At 61.4% G+C, this 22,802-nt stretch carries 19 protein-coding genes; 9 read left to right on the forward strand and 10 right to left on the reverse strand.

The genetic code is table 11. The annotated features are described in order from the left end of the window. Positions 1-52: 52 nt before the first annotated feature. From H4V96_RS09770 to H4V96_RS09800, 7 genes are all read left to right on the forward strand, one after another. Complete coding sequence (locus H4V96_RS09770; RefSeq protein WP_196855396.1) at positions 53-1,288, forward strand: acyltransferase; 1,236 nt, start codon at positions 53-55, stop codon at positions 1,286-1,288. A gap of 315 nt (positions 1,289-1,603) precedes the next feature. Beyond that, positions 1,604-2,578, forward strand: coding sequence for a porphobilinogen synthase (gene hemB / locus H4V96_RS09775; protein ID WP_196855395.1), 975 nt, complete (start codon positions 1,604-1,606; stop codon positions 2,576-2,578). Between the two features lie 78 nt (positions 2,579-2,656). After that, positions 2,657-4,000, forward strand: a complete 1,344-nt coding sequence (locus H4V96_RS09780) for an MBL fold metallo-hydrolase (protein ID WP_070347389.1) — start codon at positions 2,657-2,659, stop codon at positions 3,998-4,000. Between the two features lie 53 nt (positions 4,001-4,053). Then, the gene (gene msrA, locus H4V96_RS09785) at positions 4,054-4,563 is read left to right on the forward strand and encodes a peptide-methionine (S)-S-oxide reductase MsrA (RefSeq protein WP_196855394.1); all 510 of its coding nucleotides are present in this window, start codon (positions 4,054-4,056) and stop codon (positions 4,561-4,563) included. A gap of 367 nt (positions 4,564-4,930) precedes the next feature. Next, entirely contained in the window at positions 4,931-5,329 is a 399-nt protein-coding gene (locus tag H4V96_RS09790) for a DUF1842 domain-containing protein (protein WP_010397807.1), read from the forward strand. Positions 5,330-5,458: 129 nt separating this feature from the next. Then, the gene (gene hmgA / locus H4V96_RS09795; RefSeq protein WP_196855393.1) at positions 5,459-6,763 is read left to right on the forward strand and encodes a homogentisate 1,2-dioxygenase; all 1,305 of its coding nucleotides are present in this window, start codon (positions 5,459-5,461) and stop codon (positions 6,761-6,763) included. Between the two features lie 210 nt (positions 6,764-6,973). After that, complete coding sequence (locus H4V96_RS09800) at positions 6,974-9,679, forward strand: polysaccharide deacetylase family protein (protein WP_196855392.1); 2,706 nt, start codon at positions 6,974-6,976, stop codon at positions 9,677-9,679. Between the two features lie 21 nt (positions 9,680-9,700). Here the strand turns inward: H4V96_RS09800 and H4V96_RS09805 are convergent, their stop codons facing one another. The 7 genes from H4V96_RS09805 to H4V96_RS09835 form a co-directional block, all read right to left on the reverse strand. After that, positions 9,701-10,924: a response regulator gene (locus H4V96_RS09805; RefSeq protein WP_196855391.1), complete on the reverse strand. Its 1,224-nt coding sequence runs from the start codon at positions 10,922-10,924 to the stop codon at positions 9,701-9,703. A 115-nt stretch (positions 10,925-11,039) separates the two neighbouring features. Beyond that, positions 11,040-12,062: a hypothetical protein gene (locus H4V96_RS09810; protein ID WP_196855390.1), complete on the reverse strand. Its 1,023-nt coding sequence runs from the start codon at positions 12,060-12,062 to the stop codon at positions 11,040-11,042. After that, complete coding sequence (locus tag H4V96_RS09815; protein WP_196855389.1) at positions 12,059-13,078, reverse strand: hypothetical protein; 1,020 nt, start codon at positions 13,076-13,078, stop codon at positions 12,059-12,061. The genes H4V96_RS09810 and H4V96_RS09815 overlap by 4 nt, the downstream gene beginning before the upstream one ends. Positions 13,079-13,149: 71 nt before the next feature. After that, the gene (locus tag H4V96_RS09820; protein ID WP_010397819.1) at positions 13,150-14,406 is read right to left on the reverse strand and encodes an alpha-xenorhabdolysin family binary toxin subunit A; all 1,257 of its coding nucleotides are present in this window, start codon (positions 14,404-14,406) and stop codon (positions 13,150-13,152) included. 69 nt (positions 14,407-14,475) lie between these two features. After that, on the reverse strand, positions 14,476-15,750 hold the full coding sequence (locus H4V96_RS09825) for an alpha-xenorhabdolysin family binary toxin subunit A (RefSeq protein WP_010397822.1): 1,275 nt from the start codon (positions 15,748-15,750) through the stop codon (positions 14,476-14,478). 510 nt (positions 15,751-16,260) lie between these two features. Continuing rightward, positions 16,261-16,560, reverse strand: a complete 300-nt coding sequence (locus tag H4V96_RS09830; RefSeq protein ID WP_196855388.1) for a hypothetical protein — start codon at positions 16,558-16,560, stop codon at positions 16,261-16,263. A gap of 83 nt (positions 16,561-16,643) precedes the next feature. Then, positions 16,644-17,726 (reverse strand): YeiH family protein, encoded by a 1,083-nt coding sequence (locus H4V96_RS09835; RefSeq protein WP_196855387.1) that lies wholly within the window; start codon positions 17,724-17,726, stop codon positions 16,644-16,646. A gap of 118 nt (positions 17,727-17,844) precedes the next feature. Here H4V96_RS09835 and H4V96_RS09840 point away from each other — a divergent pair, with 118 nt between their 5' ends. Continuing rightward, positions 17,845-18,747, forward strand: a complete 903-nt coding sequence (locus tag H4V96_RS09840) for a LysR family transcriptional regulator (RefSeq protein WP_196855386.1) — start codon at positions 17,845-17,847, stop codon at positions 18,745-18,747. Positions 18,748-18,759: 12 nt separating this feature from the next. Here the strand turns inward: H4V96_RS09840 and H4V96_RS09845 are convergent, their stop codons facing one another. The 3 genes from H4V96_RS09845 to H4V96_RS09855 form a co-directional block, all read right to left on the reverse strand. Next, entirely contained in the window at positions 18,760-19,866 is a 1,107-nt protein-coding gene (locus H4V96_RS09845; protein ID WP_280720893.1) for a flavodoxin family protein, read from the reverse strand. A 296-nt stretch (positions 19,867-20,162) separates the two neighbouring features. Then, positions 20,163-20,591, reverse strand: coding sequence for a cytochrome c family protein (locus H4V96_RS09850; RefSeq protein ID WP_280720894.1), 429 nt, complete (start codon positions 20,589-20,591; stop codon positions 20,163-20,165). 164 nt (positions 20,592-20,755) lie between these two features. Next, positions 20,756-21,634: an EamA family transporter gene (locus H4V96_RS09855; protein WP_029496377.1), complete on the reverse strand. Its 879-nt coding sequence runs from the start codon at positions 21,632-21,634 to the stop codon at positions 20,756-20,758. Between the two features lie 202 nt (positions 21,635-21,836). On the opposite strand from H4V96_RS09855, the gene H4V96_RS09860 reads away from it, so the two are divergent. Continuing rightward, a complete protein-coding gene (locus H4V96_RS09860; protein ID WP_280720895.1) occupies positions 21,837-22,769 on the forward strand; it encodes an IS5 family transposase in 933 nt (310 codons plus the stop codon). Positions 22,770-22,802 lie beyond the last annotated feature (33 nt).

Below are 22,802 nucleotides of genomic sequence, written 5' to 3' on the forward strand. Positions count from 1 at the left end.
TCGTGTTTTTTGCGGCGTAAGCATTGTTATATTTGATTTTTAATAAAGCATCATGATAAAATATGCCACTTTTTTGTGGCGTCGCCATTCGATGGTGGATTCTGCCCGTCGTCGGGTGGCCGCACCGAGTGATCGCTATATCTGCCTGGCTCTCATTGCTGGCGCGGCGCGCCAGTTCGACAGGCGAATATTGGGAGTAAGCATGACTGGTGCTGGCACGATGAAGGGCCATTTAAGCGGCCGTATCGTTTCTCTCGACGGCTTGCGTGGTCTGGCCGCGATGCTGGTGGCCGTGTACCATCTGCCCTTCCTGTTTGGTTTCAAGATCACGCACGCTTACCTGGCGGTGGACTTCTTTTTCATCCTATCCGGCTGGGTCATGGCACATAGCTATGAAGAGCGCATCCGCCTTGGCATGCCGTTCAAAGACTTTTTGCACAACCGTTTTGCCAGGCTGTATCCGCTGTACGCCGTCGCGTTACTCGCGGCCCTAGCCTTTACCCTGATCAAGAGCCATTTCGGCACCATGTCGACTAACATTGCATGCTCTGTGCCTAATGCGCTGATGCTGCCCTGCCTGCAGGATAGCGGGCCTACCTTTCCCTTTAACGGACCCAGTTGGTCGATTTTCGTCGAGGTTTCCATCAATCTGATCTGGTTCCTTGCCGTCCGCATGGGCATGCATACTTTTCGTCGGAAGCTCGCGCTACACCTTTGCTCGGTGCTGCTGCTATGGGGATTCGCCGTCTGGATGAACCGCTATCTGGGCGGCTATGAGTCAAACGACGTACACGAAGGTTTGTTGCGTGGCCTGTTGGGCTTTGCAGGTGGCTTGCTGTTGTTCCAATGCCGCAGGCAAACCTGGATACTGGCCTATTTTGCAGCCCTGGCGCTTGGCGTGTGCGCCACCTTTTATGCGATGGGCGATACCGCGGATGTAATACCGCTGGGCTTCGTCGTGATGGGCATACTACCCGCAACGGTATGGCTCGCCGCCCGGCTGCGGCCGGCGATAATCGAGGGCCGGGGAGCAGCTTTCCTGGGCGATTGCTCGTATGCTATCTACTTGCTGCACGTGCCGCTGGCCATGATGCTGCAAAAACCGCTGCGCCTGATGTTTCCGGGCACGGGCATATCGGCCTATGTGATGAAGGCGGCGATTTTCACCGCGATCCTGCTATTTGTCAGCAACATGAGCTATCGCTTGCTGGAAGTGCCGGCACGGCGTTGGCTGCTGCAGCGGCTTAAGCGCGGCCCCAAGGAGGCGGTAGCAGACTCCACGCCATAATGTGCTGGCGCGCCAGGCGCCAGGTCGACATTACCAACTTGTAACGCCCTTGATTTTCGCTCCCCCTGTCATCCGTTCTACCCGACACTGGCGGTTGCGTGCGCGCAGCCGCCAGTGTCGGGCTGCTCGCGGCCGTCGCCGTGCAAGCATGTCCATCGCCTCAAGGCTTCCCTAGGCGCGCTGGTATGATGAAGACCCAATCAACGGGCAAGCCTGCATTTTTTGACCTGCGCGGCTTTTTTGCCGGGTGGCCCGGCGCAATCGTCCTGATCGGCGTATACTTATTGGCGTTCCCAACCTGAAGCCAGTGATCCCATGTCAGCACTCTACCCAACTTCGCGTCTGCGCCGCCTGCGCGCGACCCCGCAACTGCGCGAGCTGTTCCGCGAGACCGAGATCAATCCGCGCGACCTGGTCCTGCCAATCTTCGTCGATGAAGGTGCCAGCGATTTCATCAACATCACCTCCATGCCTGGCGTGCGCCGCATTCCCGAAGCGAAGCTGGCGCAGGAAATCGAGCGCTACGCGCGCGCCGGTTTGCGCTCCGTCATGACGTTCGGCATTTCGCACCATAAGGATAGCCATGGCACCGATACCCTGAACCCGGACGGCCTGGTGGCGCGCATGTCGCGCATCATCAAGGATGCCGTGCCGGAAATGGTGGTCATGTCCGATACCTGCTTTTGCGAATACACGGATCACGGCCATTGCGGCATCTTGCATGGCGACACGGTCGACAACGACAGCACGGTGCTGAACCTGGGCAAGCAGGCTGTCATCGCCGCCCAGGCTGGCGCCGACATCATCGCGCCATCGGCCGCCATGGATGGCCAGGTAGCGGCGATCCGCAGCGCGCTCGACGCGGCCGGCTTCCACGACACGCCCGTGATGGCGTATTCGACCAAGTTCGCTTCCGGCCTGTACGGCCCGTTCCGCGACGCCGCCGGCAGCACCCTCAAGGGCGACCGTAAAACGTATCAGATGGACCCGATGAACCGCCGCGAAGCGATCCGCGAGTCCTTGATCGACGAAGCCGAAGGCGCCGATGCGCTGATGGTGAAACCGGCCGGCGCCTACCTCGACATCATCCGCGACTTGCGCGAAGTGACGCGCCTGCCGATCGGCGCCTACCAGGTCAGCGGCGAATACGCGATGATCAAGTTCGCCGCGCAGGCGGGCGCCATCGACGAGCGCCGCGTGGTGCAGGAAACCCTGGGTGCCATCAAGCGCGCGGGCGCGGACATGATCTTTACGTACTTCGCGATGGATGTGCTGAATAATCCGTACTAAGTCAACACGGGGCAGGGCAGCCGCCTTTTCAGCTATCATGCGCGCTGCCCAACCTGGTCCTACGATGTGTAGCCTCCTATGCCCCTGAAAATCTCCCGCATCCTGCACGCCGGCTATGTCTTCGAATGTGAAGGCACGGCCATCGCCTTCGACCCCATCGTCGAAAACCCGTTCAGCCGCAACTGCCACGCCTTTCCCCCGGTGCGCTTCGACCTCGATGCCGTGCGCCGGCTGCGCTGGGATGCCGTCTTCATCTCGCACTTCCACGACGACCACTGCTCGCTGGACAGCCTCGATGTGCTCGACCGCGCTACGCCCATCTACCTGTACTGCGTCTTCGACGAGCTATTCGCGATGCTGCGTGCGCTCGGTTTTACCGCCGTCGCGCGCTTGCATGTCGATATGCCCGTGCGGGTCGGCGCCATCGAGGTGATCCCGCGCCGGGCGCTGGACGATGATGTCGACTCGCTGTTCCAGGTGCGCGCCGCCGGCCTGAATGTGCTCAACGTCGTCGATTCCTGGATCGGTCCGGCAACCTTGGCGCAGTTGGCCGCCTTTGCTCCCTGGGACATGGTCTTGTGGCCCTTCCAGACCATGCGCGAGATTGCCGTCATCGCGCCCTCGCTGGCAGCGCGCGACCAGGTGACACTGCCCGATGACTGGGTGCCGCAATTGCGCGCCCTGGCGCCGCGTTACCTGGTGCCCAGCTCTTGCCAGTTCGTACAGGAAGATTGGTCCTGGTACAACCAGGCGATGTTCCCGATAACGTACCGCCAGTTTGCGCAGGAGATCGGTGCCGCCCTGCCTGATGCGCACATTTTTCGCCTCGATCCGTCCACGTCCGTGCTGCTCGATGCGCAGGGCTTGACGCCCGCCGCGCCGCTGCCCTGGGTCATCCCCGTGGGACCGCAGGACGTCGACTTCGACTATCGTCCGGCGCTATGCCCGCCCGCTACCGCCGACATCGCCCGCCATTTTGCGCCCTTGAATGCCGCCGAGACGGCGCTGGTGCTCGATTTTTGCCAGTCCGGCTTGCTCGAGCGCTACCGCGACATGGAACTGTCCGAAGACAGCTATTTCCAGGCCCCACGCCTGTGGCGCTTGTCGCTGTATGGCCATGACGGCGGCGTCACCGTCCTGCATTACCGCACGCATGGCGACGTGATCGATCGTGTGCCGGCCACCGGCGAGGCGCCGGACTGGACCACCGAAGTGCCCTTGGTGAAGTGCCATGCGGCGCTGGTGCTCGGTGAATCGCTGACATCAATGTATATGCGCATCAACGATGGCCCGTTTGACGCAGCGACGCAGGCAGAACTGATGGACGCCGACATCGTCGACGACCCCTTGATCCGCTGCCTGTTCAACGACGCCATCGGCGCTTACCAGGCAGCGCAGCTCAAGCGTTTGCTGGCCCGCTGAAGAAAATGCCGCGACAGGGTAAGATAAGGTCCTCAGATCAAGGAATGAACAACATGACACAAAATAACGAAACCGCGATCCTGGCCGGCGGCTGCTTCTGGGGTGTGCAGGACTTGCTGCGTCGCTATCCGGGCGTGATCGCCACGCGCGTAGGCTACAGCGGCGGCGACGTGGCCAACGCCACCTACCGCAACCACGGCACGCATGCGGAGGCCATCGAGATCATTTTCGATCCGCACACCATCAGCTACCGCAAGATCCTGGAGTTTTTCTTCCAGATCCACGACCCCAGCACGGAAGAGCGCCAGGGCAATGACCGTGGCACCAGCTACCGCTCGGCCATCTTTTACACCAGCGACGAGCAAAAGCGCGTGGCCGACGAGACCATCCGCGATGTCGACGCTTCCGGCCTCTGGCCCGGCAAGGTGGTGACGCAAGTGGCGCCAGCCGGCCCGTTCTGGGAAGCGGAAGCGGAACACCAGGATTATCTGCAGCGCTTGCCGCACGGCTACACCTGCCACTACATCCGGCCGGACTGGGTCTTGCCGCAGCGTCAGCAATAAAGGCTAGCTCGGCAGGGCAGATGCGCAGCGCTGCGAGGTGGGCGATGCATAGCCATCGCGCCCGCCGGCTGTTCAAAAGGCGCTTGCGCGCAGCAGCATCGCTGCACTCCAGCCAGCACCATTGTTTGCGCCAGATCTAAGGCCGCATGCCGCATTCATGGCAGGGTGCCCCGCATATTGGGGAATGCAGAAAAACCCTGGAATTCAAGGCAATAATGTGAGTATATTGATACAAAAACACAGGCTATGCTGTCGCTAGAGTGTTGATGCGCCCAAGCGCCATCAGCATGGCTGATAGCCAGTGCCTGTCGCCGCGCGCGATCTCTCTTTTCATGGCTCAGTAACCATTTCCCCAAAGGAGTTCATTGTGTCTTCATCTGAACTGAATGCGGTAGAACATGTCTATCTGATCGCCGGCAATCTCGGACTGCCCGGTGCACCTATCCTGAATCTGGCCCTGTTTTACCATCCCGACGATGGCAGTGTCAGCGGTGAAGCCCTGATTACGCAGTCGATCGCGCCGCCGCATGGCCGCGTGGTGATCCGTCCCGTTAGCGGTCCCGTGCATGGCCTGGGCCTGGGTAAAGCCACGCGCGTGTTCAGCCTGACTGGCGAATACGTGGTGTCAGTGCCGCCACCGGCCATAGGCAGCTACCTGGCCAAGTTCGAAGCGACATTTGTGACGGATAACAACTGGAGCGGCCACGGTTCCTTCAGTTATGGCAACCAGAAGATCGACAACGTGCCCATCGCGAAACGCGGCTAGTGTTTTTGGCCAACGGACAATGTTGCGAGCACGCTTGGCCTTGCGGGTCATGGGCGCCATCGGCCAAGGTGACGTGGCGCAGCGCTTGCTGTGCCAGGTCGGCCTGGCCATCGCCCTGGCGGTGAGCGCATGACAGGCGCCGGCTACCAAAGCGGCTTTGGCAATGAATTTGCCACGCAAGCGGTGCCCGGCGCCTTGCCGCAGGGACAAAACTCGCCGCAGCAGGCTCCCCTGGGCCTGTATGCGGAACAATTGTCGGGCACGGCCTTCACGGCGCCGCGCGCGCAGAACCGGCGCTCTTGGCTATATCGCATCCGCCCGGCGTGCCAGCATCGCCCATTTACCCTACTCGACAATAGCCGTATCGTCAGCGATTTCCATGCCATGCCGCCCACGCCGCCAAACCAGCTGCGCTGGGACCCGCTGCCGCTGCCCGACAGCAGTACGCCGGTCGATTTTATCGACGGCTGGCAAACCATGGCCGGCAATGGCAGCGCCGAAGCGATGAGCGGCTGTGCCATCCATGTGTATGCGGCTAACAGCGCCATGCAGCGTTTCTTTTATTCGGCTGATGGTGAATTGCTGGTCGTGCCGCAGGAAGGGCGGCTGGCGATTGCCACCGAACTGGGTTTGCTCGAGCTGGAGCCGCAGGAAATCGCCGTCATCCCGCGCGGCGTGCGCTTTCGCGTGACCTTGCCCGACGGCCAGGCGCGCGGCTATGTGTGCGAAAACTTCGGCACGGCGTTTCGTTTGCCCGACTTGGGGCCCATCGGCTCGAATGGCTTGGCGAACGCGCGCGATTTCCTTACGCCGCACGCGGCCTACGAGGATATCGATGGCGAGTGCATGCTGGTGGCCAAGTTCTGCGGTCATCTGTGGCAGACAACGCTCGACCATTCGCCGCTGGACGTGGTGGCCTGGCACGGCAATTATGCGCCGTACAAATACGATTTGCGCCGTTTTAACACCATCGGCTCGATCAGCTACGATCATCCGGACCCGTCGATCTTTCTCGTGCTGCAAGCACCGAGCGAAAATCCGCTCTTCGGCGCCATCGACTTCGCCATCTTCCCGCCGCGCTGGCTGGCCGCCGAACATACGTTCAGGCCGCCGTGGTTCCACCGCAATGTGGCCAGCGAGTTCATGGGACTGATCCACGGCGTGTACGACGCCAAGGCGGCTGGCTTCGTGCCGGGTGGGGCCAGCTTGCACAACTGCATGTCCGGCCACGGTCCCGATGCGCAAACGTTCGAACGCGCCTCCCACAGTGACGCCTCGGCGCCGGCAAAGGTGGCCGACACCATGGCCTTCATGTTCGAGACGCGCACCATCCTCAAGCCCACGCCCTTCGCCCTGGCCAGCGAACTGCTGCAAAACGACTATCATGCGTGCTGGCAAGGCTTGCGCAAGCACTTTGCTGCGCATCAGCCTTAAGTCCAACCGTCGTCACCCAGAGCGCCCCGACGCAGAGTTTCTTGTGCAGGGTCTTTGCCGTTTTTACGAGCAATCGCGGGTTGCCGGAAATTATTGCCGAAATTCATAGGTGCGCCCTGAGCAAGTGCCAAGCGTGCTCTACAATTATGCATCGTGCGCATCTGCGCCATTTCAATTGTATGCATAGTATGTGAAGGGAATGATAAGCCTGTGACTTCCAAGCAGATCAAGATCGCCGCCACCGTCGTCGTGGCACTCGCCGCCGGGGCCGGCATGTATCGCTACACCCGTCCTGCCGCCACCGCCACGGCGCAGGCGCCCGTCTCGGGCAACCCGGCCGCCGCGCCGCAATCCGGCGTTGATGCGGCCGCCGTGGCCAGCGATCTGCGCGACTTGCTGGGCAATTTCCGCAAGATCATCGTGTTGCTGGCCGATGAGCAAAGCTTGGCGGAAGGCGCGCGCGACGAGGCGAGAAAAGTGGGGCAGGCGCTGTTCCATGAAAACCAGGAACGCATCGCCAAGCTCGACGCCGCGCTGGACCAACTGACGGCGCCCACCAATCCCGGCCGCTTCGAGGCGCTTGATGGTCTGTTGACGTATATCGAATCGGCCCCCGGCCTGTTTGACGCGGACCGCCTGGCTTTTCGCGAACTGCTACAAAGCATGCTGGCCCACGTAGCCAAGGATAGCTCCTTGCCAGCAATCAAGCTGCACAAGCGCATTTCCGAGGATCTCGACGCGCTGGGCGAGATCGAGCGTCATTACGAGAAGGAAATCCGACAAATCTTCGGCAACCTGGGCCAGCGCGCCATCGAACTCAAGCGCGAGCGCTGGGACGATTACGTGGCGCAACTGAAAAAGCTGTACAGCCGCGAGCAGATCCTCAAGGAAAATGGCATCATCGTACCCTACACGGTGCCGCCGGCCGCGCCGTCAGACGGCACGGTGCCTGAAGCGAAGCCGGCGCCAAAAAAAGATGAGGCGGAAATCTTTGGCCTGGGTTTGCCGAAGAAAACCATCGTGCTGACCTTTGACGACGGCCCGCACCGTCGTTACACGGAAGAAATCAGCGCCATCTTGAAACAATATGGCGTGCCGGCCGTCTTCTTCAGCGTGGGGCGCAACCTCGGTAGCCTGGACGCGCAAGGGCGCGCCAAGCTCAATGCAGGCGCGCAAGTGAGCCGCAAGCTGATGCAAGAGGGCTATGCCGTGGGCAACCATAGTTTTAGCCATACACAATTGTCAAAACAGACGGGCGACAAGCTGAAAGGCGAAATCCTCGGCACCGATACCCTGTTGAAAGCTATCAGCCCCGAGCGGGCCGCGCTGTTCCGTTTTCCGTATGGCGCGCGCAATAGTGAAGGCATGGCCGCGCTGGCCGACGCCCAGTTGAAATCCGTGATGTGGAATATCGATTCACTGGACTGGGCCGACCCCGTGCCGAGCTCGATCACGAATCGCGTGCTGGCCTCGGTCGACAAGGCGGGACGCGGCATCGTCCTGTTCCACGACATTCACGAACGCACGGTGAAAGCCTTGCCGGCCGTGCTCGACAAGCTGATTGCCGAAGGCTATCAATTTGCGGGCTGGGATGGCAGTAGTTTCCAGGTCGCCAACAGCACGGCGCCCGCGCCCGAAAAAGTTGCCGTGACGACTGGCTATGCCAATTCCTGGGCCGTGGTGATCGGCATCGACGATTATGCGAAGTGGCCGAAACTACACTATGCGGCGCGCGATGCGCAGGGCATGCGCGAAACCCTGATCGACAAATTCGCGTTCGCGCCCGAGCGCGTCGTGACCTTAAAGAATGGCGAAGCGACGCGCAACAACATCCTGGCTGCCTTCCATGACAAGCTGGCCCACGGCGGCGTGCAAAAGAATGACCGTATTTTCGTCTTCTTTGCCGGCCACGGCGCCACGCGCAAGCTCAGCTCCGGGCGCGACCTCGGCTACATCGTGCCCGTCGATTCCGACCCGGCGCAGTTCGCCACGGATGCGATTGCCATGACGGAAATCCAGAATATCGCCGAATCGCTGACCGCCAAGCATGCGTTCTTCGTCATGGATGCCTGTTACAGCGGCCTGGGCCTGACGCGTGGCGCCGGTTCCAGCACGTTTTTGCGCGACAACGCCAAGCGCATAGGCCGGCAAATGCTGACGGCCGGCGGCGGCGACCAGTTAGTTGCCGATGGTGGGCCCAATGGTCATTCCGTGTTCACCTGGACTTTGCTGCAGGGCCTGGCGGGCAAGGGTGACCTGAACGGCGATGGTCTCATCACGGCCACGGAACTGGCGGCCTACGTGGCGCCGGCCGTGTCCAGCGTATCGAACCAAACCCCTGCGTTTGGCAGCTTGCCTGGCTCGGAAGGGGGAGATTTCGTCTTCGAATTGCAGAGCGAGACGGAATTTCTCAACCCGAACACGACGCAGTTATCGACGCAAGCCATCGCCCTGAACAGCAAGCTCGATGCCAAGCCGCCAGCGGCCAGCGTGACGGTGAAGGATTTGCAGGGCGGCGAACAGACGATCGTCACGCCGGGCGCCGTGCCGACGTCCACGCGCCAGTTGGCGCAGCGGGCCAATGACCGTGGTTTGCAGTTGTATAAGGAGAAACAATATGTGGCGGCGGAAGCGCAATTTACGCAAGCGCTGAAATTGCGTCCCGATTTCGCGCTGGCGGCCAATAATCTGGGCTTTGTCTTTTACAAGCAGGAAAAATACCGCGAAGCGGCGCGCTGGTTTGAACATACGCTCAAAATGGACCCGTCGCGCGCCGTCGCCTACCTGAACCTGGGTGACGCCCATGCCAAGGCTGGCGATGTCGCCAAGGCCAAGGCTGCGTACAAAACTTATCTTGAGCTGGCGCCGATGTCTTCGACGGCGCCAGCCGTGCGGCAAAAGATGGAAAAACTGTAAGCCATGTCTGCCATGCATCTGTCATGAGATAAACGAAGGAGCGCCATCTGCGCGTCCCTGATGCAGTAGCTGGTTGACGCTGGCCAGCAGGCTGGTGCCCGAGGTGGTGATGAAGCGGGCGCCGGCCATTTCCGCTTGCGTGCCGTAGTTGGCGACCGTATCCTTGCTGCAATATACGATGATGGGCAGCTCCGGCTGCACTTGCCGTACCTCGCGCACTGTGCGCACGCCCGCATCCTTGAGCCTGCGGCCGTTTTCCACCCGCCCCATGTCCGTGATGAACAGGGCGTAGCGTTTCTGTTGCAGCATGGCCAGTGCCTGGCGGGTCGACACGGCCTGGTCCACCTTGATGTTTTCCCGTTCCAGTTGTTCCACCAGCAAGGTATTGTTGCGCGGATGGTCGTCCAGCCACAGCACCAGGCTCGATGGTTTTTGCGCCGTCGGCACGCCGGCCATGGCCGTCACGGCCGCGCCGCCATCGGGCGGATGGGCCAGCAGCAGCTGCGTGACGGCTTGCTGCATGTCGTCGAGTGACTTTTGCTGTAATCGGCTCAGTTCCGTCACTTCGATTTCCTTGCCGCTTTCCAGGCGCACGGACTCATTTTTGACAAGGCTGTCGGCGCGCTTGATCATGATGGACAGGTAAATGCGCGTGAGCAGGTAGCCGATCAGGAAACCGTGCACGGAAAAAAACAGCATGATGCCGCCCACCAGCGCCATGGCCGTGGGCATGTCCGTGGCCAGGCTGGGCGCGATGAAGGCGGCCATGCTGTGCGCGCTGCCGGGCAAGCTTTTGAGCTCGATCAAGCCTACGCCGACGATGATCTTCGTCAACCAGTCCGACACCTCCACCAGGTTCGAATTGATTTCCATGGGTGTGGGCGTGCCCAAAAACAGGGTATTTCTGGCGTTGTCGGCCGCCGCATCGGCGTTAGGCGCAGGTGGCTCGTCCGTGGGCCTAGCCTTGCCATTGGCCCGCTCGTCGGACGGCGCGGCGTTGACGGTGCCCAGTGGCAGGCTGCGCGGTATGCCGAACAGAAATCCCAGCAGCATGCCGCTGACGCAAAGGCCCATGCTCCACAGCAGCGCCGGTACAGCGTGGTAGTACGGCGGCAGCAGGGCGCCCGCCATGACGGCCAGCAAGCCCGCCAGCAGGATGTATAGCAGGATGAATGGTAGCGCATCTTTCTTGCGCACCGCTGCCGGCGCACTGGCGCCGACGCTGCTGGTATCCGATTTGCCCACGGCCCCCCCAATAGATGCGGCATTGCACAAGCTGCATATGCTCATCATAGGAAGTAGGGCGGCCGTGGCATTGAGACGGCGCAAAGCGGCGACATCGCGCCAGTGTCAGTCTTTGTCAGCCGCCTCCTTGCGCCAGCGCCGATTCGCGCGCCACCCGCGTATAGGCATTGGCCAGGTCGTGCCATTGCTGTTTCGCCGCATTCAGGTGCAGCCGCTCGAGGAAACTGCCCAGCTTGTCGTTCTGCTCCGCCTTGAGCAGGTCGAGGATGGATTGCATGTCGGTCTGCGAGGTGACGACAGCGCCCAGCAGTGCTGCCAGGCCGGTCTCGGCGCCGCGGCTGCTGCTATCGAGCTGCTGGAACGCTGCCGAGATGCTTAGGATCGAACGCTTGAAGTCGTCGCGGATGGCGTTGAACTTTTGCGGCAAGCCATCCTGGCAGTGATGCGACTGGGCCGCCTGTTCAATCTGCCGCAGCGCTTCCTGGGCCGAGCGGTCGGCACCCTCGATGGCCAGGCGGATCTGTTCGTGATAGGCGCTTTGCTGCTGCAGCGACACCGCCAGCGCCTGCGTGCCCGCCTTCAGCTGGGCCGAACTGCGCTCCATGTCGCTGCTCAGCTGTTGCAGCGCCTGCGTCGCCGTTTGCCGCTGCTCGTCGTTGGGCCCGATTCCCTGGCGAATCTGCTCCTGCACCGCCAGCACGCGATCGGCGTTCGCGTCAAAGGCGCGGCTAAAGGCTGGCAAGCTGTCTATCCACGCCTGGGTGGGAGCATAGGTCGCGCCCAGGTTGCCCGCATCGCGTTCGGCGCGGGCCAGCACTTGATCAAGCTCGTTGCGCGTCCATGTGAAATCGACATTTTGCGACCATGTTTCCGTGGTCGTCTTGGTGCACATGCCAAGGCCCCACCACGCGTGCTCACTGCACCAGCTGCACTGCGTCGACAGCGGGTACGGTCCCAGAGGCTGGCGTACGGCATTGCGCATATTGGCCACTTCGCGCTGGAATTGCGCCAGTTGGCGCAGCGCGTTTTCCAGCGCGGCGGTATTGCTGTTTTGCGCCATGGCGGGCGCATGCAGCAGTCCCAGGGCCAGAGTGGCCATGGCCAGCAGATGCAGCAGGCGTGCGACGGCGCGCATCATGGCTGCCATCCCGTGGCGTTGGGCGGCGCGGGGAAGTCGAGCAGCGCGTTGCTGGCGTAGCGTTGCGCGGCGACGATGAGCGCCTGCCACAGGGGAAAGGCGTTGGCGCTGGCCAGTGTTTGCGCCAGCCAGCTGTCGTTGCCCAGTTCCGCGTCGCTGGCATCAGCCGCCAGCTGGGTCGTACCGGAACCGAGAGCACTCCACGCGGTGCGCAAGCCGTCCAGCCAATGGCTTAGCTCATCGATAGCCGCTTCCAGCCAGCCGCTATTGGCCAGCAGCAGGTTGACGCCTTCTAGTTGTAGTCGCAGCTGTTCGGACAGCGCCGTGTCGCGCGCCAGCTGCTCGCGCAAGGCGTGCAACTGCGCCTCCAGTTCCTTTTTCTTGTGCCCGCTGAACAGGCCCAGGTGCGCCAATTGTTCCTCTATCGATGCGATGGCTGCCAGCAAGCCCCCCAGCGCCTCTTGCTGCGCCTGCAGATCGGTGCCCGTCTGTGTTGCCAGCATGGCCAGCGCCGCATTCGCCGGCAAGACGCCATCCTTCCAGCTGTTCAAGCCTTGCCGCAGGGGGGCAATGGACGCGCGCGCTTCTTCCACCATCGGTCCCAGCGCATGCAGTACTTCGCGCCTGTCGCTGGCGACAACACCGGCCTCGAGCAGTGATTGTTGATACGACAGCATGCTGGCAGCCGAACTTTTCAGGTGCAAGACAAACCACACCAGGCCCGCGTACAGCATGGCCGGCCGCGTGTCCTGCGCCAGGGCGTCAGGCGATGTGGCCAGCAGGGCACGCAAGCTTTTCGGCGTGCCAAAGCGGGCAGCCTCGTCCGCTACGGCTTGCGCCGCCGCTGCCAGCGGCTTGTCCGGACCGGGCTGCTGCTTGTCCGCTTGAACGATGTAGTACGTGAGGTGCTCCCAGGCGCTGCTGCCTTCAAACGCCAGATGGGGATTGCCATCATCAACCGGTTGCCACAGTGCCGCCTGTTGCACTGCCAGCGGATATCCGAATTGTCTCGACATGGTGTTTGCCTTTCTGTATGCCAACGATCGGTATGTTTGCCCCCCGGTGCCTGAACCGGGGGGCAAAGTCATCAAGCTGCGCGCTGGTTTTCCGACAAGTGCTGGCCGAATGCGAGGTTGTCGTAGTCGACCAGCGACTGCACGGTAAACTGCTTGGCGCTGTCATCGATGGCTTGCCAGGAATCGATGGCCAGATTGGCTTTCGCCTTGACGAGGAAAGGCATGCTGCCCACGTTCGATTCCGTGATGCTGTTGCCCAGTGTGATCATGTCCGTATTCATCTGCACCCATACGCCTTCCACCGTTTGCAGGCTGCTGAGGAATTTGGACATGGCCGGCCCCACGCGCGCCATCTGCGTGTTGAAGTCGCCCAGGTCGCTGCGCAGCCGCTGTTTCTTTTGCAATTCCTGCGTCTGGCTGCTGATCTGTGTGCAATATTCGTTGTAGGCGGCACGATTCTGCGCCGCCTTGACGCCCAGCCCGACGCCGGTGGCGATGGCCGCTGCGCCGCCCACCAGCAGCGAGACGCCGCCCGTGAATGGCGCCAGCAGGCCGCCGATCAGCGCGCAGCCGACGGACGCCGTGACGGCGGCGATGGTGAAGTCGCGCCAGGCCTTGTAGGCTGCATCGCGCAGTTTCTCCAGCTCCACGATCTTCGTTTCCAGGCCGCCGATGGTGCGGTTTACATCAGCGATCATCGTCGACGAAGTGCTGGTAAATGCCTGCAGCTTGCTGTTGTATTCATTCATTTTCTGTTCGAACAGACCCAGCTTCCTGATCAGTGCCGCCACTTCGGTCGACATTTTTTGCGCCAGCGGTATCGGACCCATGGTCTGGTCGAACAGATAGGCTTTCAAGTTCTCCACCTGTTCCTTGGCCGGCAGGCCCGGCAGTTCATCGAGCACGCTTTGATAGCCGCTCACCAGCTTGGTCGAGGTGTCATGCACGCGCTGGCCCAGCCATACTGTGTGCGTGTAGATCTCTGTCGGCGGCGTCGGCGTGGCCAGCAGGCCGGGATTCTTGATCAGTGCCGCGCGCAGGCTTTTCGGGTTGCCGAATTCGGTGGAGGCGTTTTGCACGCTTTTCATTGCGCCGATGCAATCGAGTACCGTCTGCGAGCCATCGACGGCACCGTACTTGCTTTCGAAATCGCCCTTGGTGATGGGCAACTCGCTGGCCGAGCCCACATAGGCTTGCAATTCGATCCAGCTATCGCTGAACAGGGCAAACTGGCTCTTTTGTCCGGATTGGGGATTGGCCGGCGTGGTCAGGCCTGGGGGCGGTTCGATCGATGGCGTGGCGGCGGTATTGATAGCGGTAACACTCATGGTAGTTCCCTTCAGTGATCAGATCAGACTGCGTGGAAGTACGGAAAACAGCGACTGAAAACGCTGGCGTCAGGCGGCGAGCCTGGTCGCCAGTTGCTGCTGCCAGTCGGGCTGGTCTGGCGGCAAGCTGGCGCCAAAGCCGATCAGATTGGCATCGACAAAGGACCCGGTAATAAACGCCTTCAAGGCGTTGTCGAGCGTGCGCCAGCCATCGGCAGCCTTGACCATCTCGGCTTCGCGCAGCCATGGTCCGGTATGCAGGTTGTCCACGCTCAAATCGCTGGCGCGCGCGCCCAGTTCCCGCGCCGATGCGCTCCAGGCCGCTTGCACGCTGCGCAACTGGCCCAGGATGCCGTTCGATGCCGGCAGCGAGAATTTCATCAGTTCATCGAGCGCGCCCAGGTCGCTGCGGTAGCACACGCGCTTGGCGAGGAAGGCGCTTTGATCGTGTACTTCTTGTACCAGACCATCGTATTTGCCGCGCGCCACGCCGGCCGCCGCGCCTAGCGCCGCTGCGGACAGCGCCACGCCGCCGCCGGTGACGGCCGAACCGATGGCAAAGCTGCCGCCGCCCGTGGGCACGGCCAGGATCACCATGATGGCAATGCCGACGATGCCGATGACGGCCGGTACGATGCAGGCGGAAATAGTCAATGCCAGCCATTTCGAATAGGCGGCGTCGCGCGCGCGCTCCAGTTCCCCGATTTTCTGCCCCAGCGCGCCGATTTCCTTGTCGAGTTCAGTGCGTGTCTTCGATGAGCGTTCGGTGAAGGTGCGCATCAGCAACTGGGCTTCGTCCAGCGCTGTTTCGATTTGTTCGAATTCCGCAATCAACTCGCCGATTTGCGCGATGGTGTTTTGCATATTGTCGAGTATCTGGCCATTGTTGAGGAACAGGCTCTTGATGCCGGCCGTGACGTCGGCCGCCGATTCGTGGCGCGCCATTTCCGGGATGCTGCGCAAGGTCGACGACAGCGTAAAGGCATCGCGGTGCGCCCGTTCCACGGTCCAGACCGTGGCGGAAAAGGCATCGTTTTTCGGGCGCGTGCCGCTGGCCAGGAAATTCGGGTCGCGCAAGATCTTTGCCCGCAGGCTGCTGGGACTGCCGTAGCGCTCGGCCGTCTGGCGCAGCTTGCGCATGGCGTCGAAGCATTCCTTCATTTGCGAACCGGACGAGGCGTCGCCGTAGCGCTGTTCGTATTCGCCGATATCCGACGGCAGGGCCAGCACGGCCTGGATGCGCGTCTGCAAGTCTATCCATTGCTGCGAGGCCAGCACGAAGCGCTGGCTATCGGGATTGTCGCCCGGTGTCAGCAGAGTGGAAGAGGGCAGGAACAATGTCATGTAGTTCTCCAGTTCAAAGTGGTCGCCAGGCCGCGCCGTGCAGGCGTGCCGGTGTCTGACAATATGGAAAAAACCAAAGATTTTGCCGCGGCTGCGCCAGCCTGCATGGTCGACATGGCAGGGCGTCGCTTAGACGGCGAAATCACAGCGACAGCCCTGATGCGCGCGGCGGTGCGGCGCGGGCGAAAGAGCGGCAGGCGTGGCGGGAGATGCTGGCGGGCCGGTCTTGTGCGCGGATTCTGGAAGCTAGTATGCACTTTTTACATGGCAACATTCTCTCTAAAGATAACCTTGCCTCGATTTATTGAGTTGTTTTAAAACAAATGTTTTGCAGCTTGATTTTGCGCAAATGTTTGAATCTTAACGCCGGTGTTTTGCCTATCTTCAGAAGCGAGTCACGAGCAGTTCTTTTCAGGATGAACGGCACTTGTTGTCCGGCCTGTAGGTCAACGGCAACAATGGACTGTGGGAGGTGCCGCAAAGCGTGCGTAAATATAGCGGCGTGCTGCGCTATAGCCAGGGCAGGCCAGACGATGGGTACAGCGTGACGGGCATGGCGTATCGCAACAACGGGAACGCCACCGACGAGGTGCCGCTGCGCGCCGTGGAGTGCCGCAGCCCTGCCTCTTCTTTCCTTGAATTGGCCGTGCCGAGCGCCACGCGTGCATCGGCGACGATGCTGGTCTTGCTATGCCATTGCGCGATGCCCAGGTACACCAGGTACACCAGGTACAGTGCGCCAGCCAGTTCGACAGATGCATGGGTGTTCCTGGGGGAGGTCCGAAAGGGGAGTGTGGAGTCAAAACGCACTGACTGTCCGGAGTTTTCGACTCGTGCGTCAGTGGCACACGCTTGAATCAGGCTCAAGCTCAAGCTCATCTTCAGCTTCAGATTCAGGCAAACAAGCTGGCCACGACATGGTTGATAGCGGCGCCACCGGCGATCAGCCAGCAAAATAGCAGGCCGCCCAGTAGCAGGGGCTTGACACCGGCGCGGCCGATGGCTGACATGTGCGTCGTCAAGCCCAAAGCCGCCATGGCCATGGCCAGCAGGACCGTGTCCAATTCGGTGATGCTGGCCACTGTGCTTGCTGGCAACAGGCCCAGCGAATTGAAGGCCAGCACGGCAATAAAGATGAAGGCGAACCAGGGAATGGCCAGCGCGGCCGCCTTTTCCTGGCCGCTGTCGCCTGCCTGGCCCTTGCCGCGCGCCAGCACTGCCGACAGGATGACGAGGAAGGGCGCCAGCATCATCACGCGCACCATCTTGGCGATCACGGCCGCATTCGCCGTTTCCTGGCCGATTGACTTGCCGGCCGCCACCACTTGCGCCACTTCATGTACGGTCGAGCCAATGTATACGCCGAAGGCGGCAGGCGTGGCCGCCAGCACATGCCAGCCTTGATTCCATTGATACAGCAGCGGATAGACAAAGATCGCGATGCTACCGAAGAGCACGACGGTCGAGACCGCTACGCTGACGTCCTCGCTGTGTGCCTTGAGCACGGGTTGCGTCGCCATCACGGCTGCCGCGCCGCAGATGGAACTGCCGGCGCCGATCAATATGGCGCTGTTGCGCTCCAGCTTGAATACTGCGGTGCCGAGCAATATGGCCAGGCCAAACGTCGACATCAGCACCAGCGCGTCGATGGCGATGCCGGCCATGCCCACTTGTCCGATATCGTGGAACGTCAAACGAAAACCGTAGAGGATGATGCCCAGACGCAAGAACGTCTGCTTGGAGAGCGCCACGCCCGCGCCGCAAGTGGGCGCCAGGCGGCCATACACGCTGTTGCCGAGCACAATGCCCAGCATGATGGCCAGTGTCAGGGCGCTCATGCCGTGGCTTTGCATCCATGCGAGCTTGCCCAGGACGATGGCGCCATAGGCGATCACGCCGCTCAGCAGCAGGCCTGGAAGAAGGCGGCCATAGCGGTCGCAGAAACTTGTTGTGTTGCGTGTTGATAGCGATGACATGCCGTGCTCCATGGTTACTGGTGTGTTTGGCATGACTGTACAGTGCGCCTATTAAATGGTAAAACGGATTGTTTTTGTATATTCAACCTTAAAAATAGGTAGATAGGGGAGAGAAAGCGTGGCGTTAACCTTGCGGCAATTGCAAATTTTCCTGGCCGTGGCGGACACGGGCAGCACCAGTGCGGCCGGCGAGCACATTGCGCTGTCGCAATCGGCCGCCAGCGCGGCGCTGAATGAACTCGAAACCTTGCTGGAGGCGAAACTGTTCGACCGCGTGGGCAAGCGTTTACTGCTCAACGACAATGGCCGCCTGCTGTTGCCGCAGGCGCGGCAGATGCGCGACGCGGCTGACAGCATCGAGCGCCAGTTTGCGGGCGCCGACCCGTCCGTGCCCGTCAGCCTGCAAATCGGCGCCAGCACCACCATCGGCATCTATCTGTTGCCGCAGCTTTTGGCGCAGGCGGCGCTGCAGCATGGGCCCAGCATTCCGCAGGTGACGATAGCCAACACGGCCGACATCGCCGCCGCCGTGGCGCAGTTTCGTGTCGATATCGGCCTCATCGAAGGGCCGTGTCACGCAGCGGGCTTGCTGGTGGAACCGTGGCTGACGGACCAGATGTTGATCGTCGCTGCGCCCGCGCACCCGCTGGCGCAACGGCGCCGTTTGCTCAGCTTTGTGGAATTGCAGCAGGCGGGCTGGCTGTTGCGCGAAGCGGGCTCGGGCACGCGCGAGGCGGTGGAGCAAGCGCTGCTGCCACATTTGCACTATTTGCGCGCCGCAGGCGAATTCAGCAACTCGGAAGCGATCAAATATGGCGCGGCGGCCGGGCTGGGCATCGCCTGCCTGTCGCGCGTGGTGGTGGCCGATCTGTTGGCCAGTGGGCAACTGGTGGAACTGGAAACCATGCTGCCTCCGCTGGAGCGCAACTTTTACCTGCTGCGCCAGTCCAAAAAGATTCTGTCGCCGCGCTTGAACCGTTTCCTGGCACTGTGTCGCCACGCGACACGCAAGGCGGGGTAGGCCGGCGCGGCCTCATTTTGGCCGTGGAGCCTGTAATGGCGCATCGGGCGGTACCAGCTCACCCGCCCGCAGTCGCTGGACGGCTTGCGCCACGGCGCGCGCCACGTTGCGCACTTCTTCCTGCACATGGGTATCGCGGTCCAGCATCTCATGGCTTTGCGCATAGCTGTCGTAATAACCGATGTAGCGGTCCAGCCGCGATTTCGCGCCCGCATCGATGAGGCCCATCCAGTCGAGCCAATCCGACAGGCCCCGCCGCACGCCTTCGATGCCGGCCACGTCGCCATGCACGACCAGGCCATACGCGCGTCCGGCCAGGTGTTTCGGATAATTCCAGCCTTGTAATTCCAGAGCCTTCGCTTCCACGGCTTTTTTGCCATGCGTGGTCGTGGGGTCGGGGTTGCCGCCATCGGCGCAGACGAGCCGGTCTATCATCAGTTTCAGCACGCCAGGCGTCTGGTACCAGTACACGGGCGTGAGGATGATGACGGCGTGCGCGGCCGTCCAGCGCTCGTAAATGTCGGCCATCCAGTCATTTGTCTGGCGTTCGCCATGGTTCGGATAGCAGCTGCACGGCCAGTGGCACAGGGGCATGGCCGTCGAGACGCAGCCCTTGCACGGATGGATGTGCAAGTCATACGACGATGTCAGCAAGCTCAGGTCCAGCACGTCCGCTTCGATGTGCTCGGCCTGCAGCACGTCCTTGGCCCACTGCGTCATGCGCCAGGTCTTTGAGATTTCTCCTGGGCAAGAACCGTCGTTGCGCGCCGCGCCGCAGATCAGCAGCACGCGCGATGGCGTGGCTGGCTCTTTCTGGCGCGCTGCGGCGGCCAGCAGGCGCTCGCGCGTGGCCAGCCATTCCACCGACAGTTCGTAGTCGGGGTCGGCAAAACCGGGCCCCGCCTTCTGCGTGACGGGCGCCTTGCGGCCATCCTGGTAATTCTTCCAGGCCACTTCTTCCACCTGCACCAGGGCGCCGCTGACGGCGTCGAACGTGGGGTCGACAAACGAGCGGATGAATTGCAGATGAAATTCAACCCTGTCCAGCGGCGCAGGCGCCTGGCCCTGGCGCGGCTGGGGGATGGGGGGAGTGGTTGGCATAGTGGGAGTGGCGGACATGGCTTCTCCTTAAGGATGGCACTATCTTGTCGCAGGAGCTGGCGCTGGTCTGTGCGTTGAGTCACTGTGCAGCGATTAGTCAGCAAAATTGCCGTTTCAGACCCTGCGCCGCGTATGGTCTGGCCATGTAGCGCTTGCTGCGCTCGCTGCGCATGCGGGCCGCAAGGAAGAAGTCGCGGCGCGCATCGTCAACAACAAAGAGCGCAAGTGCGTGAAGTGCAGTCGGTGCCGCCGTTGTCAGCTGCGTTATGGAGGCATGTGAAGCATGCCTTGTTGCCGGCGCTAATCGGAGGTGTTTATTGCGTGCGCAGGTAGGCCAGCAGGTCCGCTACTTGCTGGGCATTGCCGATGCCCCAGAAGCGCATTTTGTTTCCAGGAATGAAATCGCTCGGTGCCTTGAGGTAGCTGGCCAGGTTTTGCTCGGTCCAGACGATGTTCGCGTTTTTCATGGCAGCCGAATATTTATAGTCGGTAGTGGAACCGGCTTTGCGGCCGATCACGCCCGTCAGCTTGGGGCCGAAGCCGGCGCGCGCCGAAGGCCCCACCTGATGGCAGGAGGCGCATTTGTGATACGCGGCCTTGCCCGCTTCGGCATTGCCCGTGAGAGCAGCGGGAGCGGCGGCGGCCTGCGCGGTAGCGCCTGGGGCCAGCAGCAAGGCGGTAGCGGCGAGCGGTGAGAACAGACGCAAAAGAAAGCTGGCAGAGATCATCAGTGAGGCTGGCATAGGCTGTAAGGACCAGAGGTCCGAGATGGCACGCGATAAGGTATTCTACAGGCGGGCAGCAAAACCTGCCGGCCAGTGGCGCAATGATGTCAGTATCCGGTGCCTGTGCCAGTGCCGGTACAGGAAGCGCCGCAGCAATGGGTAGGCAAATAGTTTGAATAGTGTCAGCGCTTGGCGCCTTGGGCACCGAGCGCCGCCATGGCCGATGCGAACACGATGCAGGCGATGGCCAGCCATTGCGTTAGGCTCAGCAGTTCCCCCAACACCGCCATCGCCGCCAGCGCGCTGACGGCGGGCGCGGCGCTGCTGAACATGCCGAACACCCCTTGCGGCAAACGGCGCAGGGCAAAGATTTCCAGGGAGTACGGCAGGGCGCTCGATAGCATGGCGATAGCCAGGCCCATCAGCGCCATCGACGGTGCCAGCAGGTCCGTGCCGGAATACGTGATGCCGATGGGCACAGTCACCATGGCCGCTACCGTCATGCCCCAGGCGACAGCTTGCCCGCCTTGCAAGGTCGAGGCGCGTTTGCCGAAGATGATATACAACGCCCAGCATACTGCCGCCCCCAGCGCGTACGCCACGCCGACCGGATCCAGGCTGCCTGGGCTACCCTGCAGCGGCAGCAATAAATACAGGCCGAACACGGCGCACGCGACGGCCAGCAAATCGCGCGGCCGGCGCGACGCCAGCATGGCCACCGCCAGCGGCCCCGTCACCTCGATGGCGACGGCAATGCCGATCGGTATCAGCGCAAACGCGCGGTAAATCAGCAAGTTCATCAGTCCTAGCACGGCACCGTAGACCAGCAAGTTCAGCACATCCTTGCGCGTCAGCCGGAAACGCCACGGCCGGAAGATCGCCAGCAGGATCAGCGCCGAAAACCCCACGCGATATGCGGTAATGCCTTCGACGCCCATGACAGGAAACAGATTCTTCGCAATCGCCGCCCCCAGATTGACGGAAATCTGCCCTCCCAGTACAGCGAGGGAAGAGAGCAAAATGCTGTCGGGCAGGGGGGAGGTCGAGGCGGATGAGGTCATGGGGCGCTATTTTAATATGCCTAAGCCTGGCAATTGCTGGCAGCTTGCTAAGCGGGGCGATATTTGATTGAATAGTTGCCGACTTTATTGCCGTATCGCGGCTTCCTTTTCGATATTTTCTAGCAAAATACGCTACAGTTAGGCTTTGTTGCACAAATCGCCGTCTTCCCCAGTTGATGCAGGATTTCGGTAAACTGGCGGCATGAGCACACCGACCAAGCAAAAGTACCGAACGACAAACTGGAAAGCCTACAACGCAGCGCTAAAGCAGCGCGGCTCGCTGCTCATATGGGTAGACCAGGACATGTGCTGGCACGGTAGTGCCAGCGGAAAGCGTGGGCGCAGTGCGAAGTACAGTGAGGCAGCAATTCAATTCTGCCTCACCATCAAGGGGCTGTTCAACCTGGCGTTACGACAGGCGACGGGCATGGCACAAAGCCTGTTAAAGCTGGCTGGATTGGATTGGGAAGTTCCCGATTTCAGCACCGTCAGCCGTCGTCAAAAGCATCTTGCTGTGACGATTACGGCGAACGCGACGACGACAGGATTACACTTACTGGTCGATAGTACCGGCATCAAGATGTTGGGCGAAGGTGAGTGGAAAACGAAGAAGCATGGTGCCGACTACCGCCGTCAGTGGCGTAAAGTACACCTTGGCATTGATGCCACGACCCTGGAAATCCGCGCCATTGAGGTGACGGACAATGCTACCGGCGATGCGCCGATGCTGCCATGCTTGCTCGACCAAATTAACGTGAACGAAGCCATCGCAAGCGTCAGTGGCGATGGTGCCTACGACACCAAGGCCTGCCATGACGCCATCGCCCTGCGTGGCGCACACGCCATTATTCCTACGCGCAAAAACGGCAAGCCTTGGAAAGACCATCGACCGGGGACCGAAGCGTGCAATACCATACTGCTTGCCATGCGGCGCCTTGGTCGTAGGATATGGAAGAAGTGGACCGGCTATCATCGACGCAGTCTAGTGGAAACCAAAATGCGATGCTTCAAGTTGCTCGGTGAACGGGTGATGGCACGCGATTTCGACCGCCAGGTCGCTGAGCTGCAAGTACGCGCCGCCATCCTCAATCGTTTCACCCGGCTCGGCACCCCGTTGACGGTGGCAATGGCCTAACTCCGTCTGGGGTAAGGGGTATTACAACCTCAA

This window comes from Janthinobacterium sp. CG_23.4 (assembly GCF_029892305.1).
In the GTDB taxonomy this organism is placed as follows: Bacteria; Pseudomonadota; Gammaproteobacteria; order Burkholderiales; family Burkholderiaceae_D; genus Janthinobacterium; species Janthinobacterium lividum_D.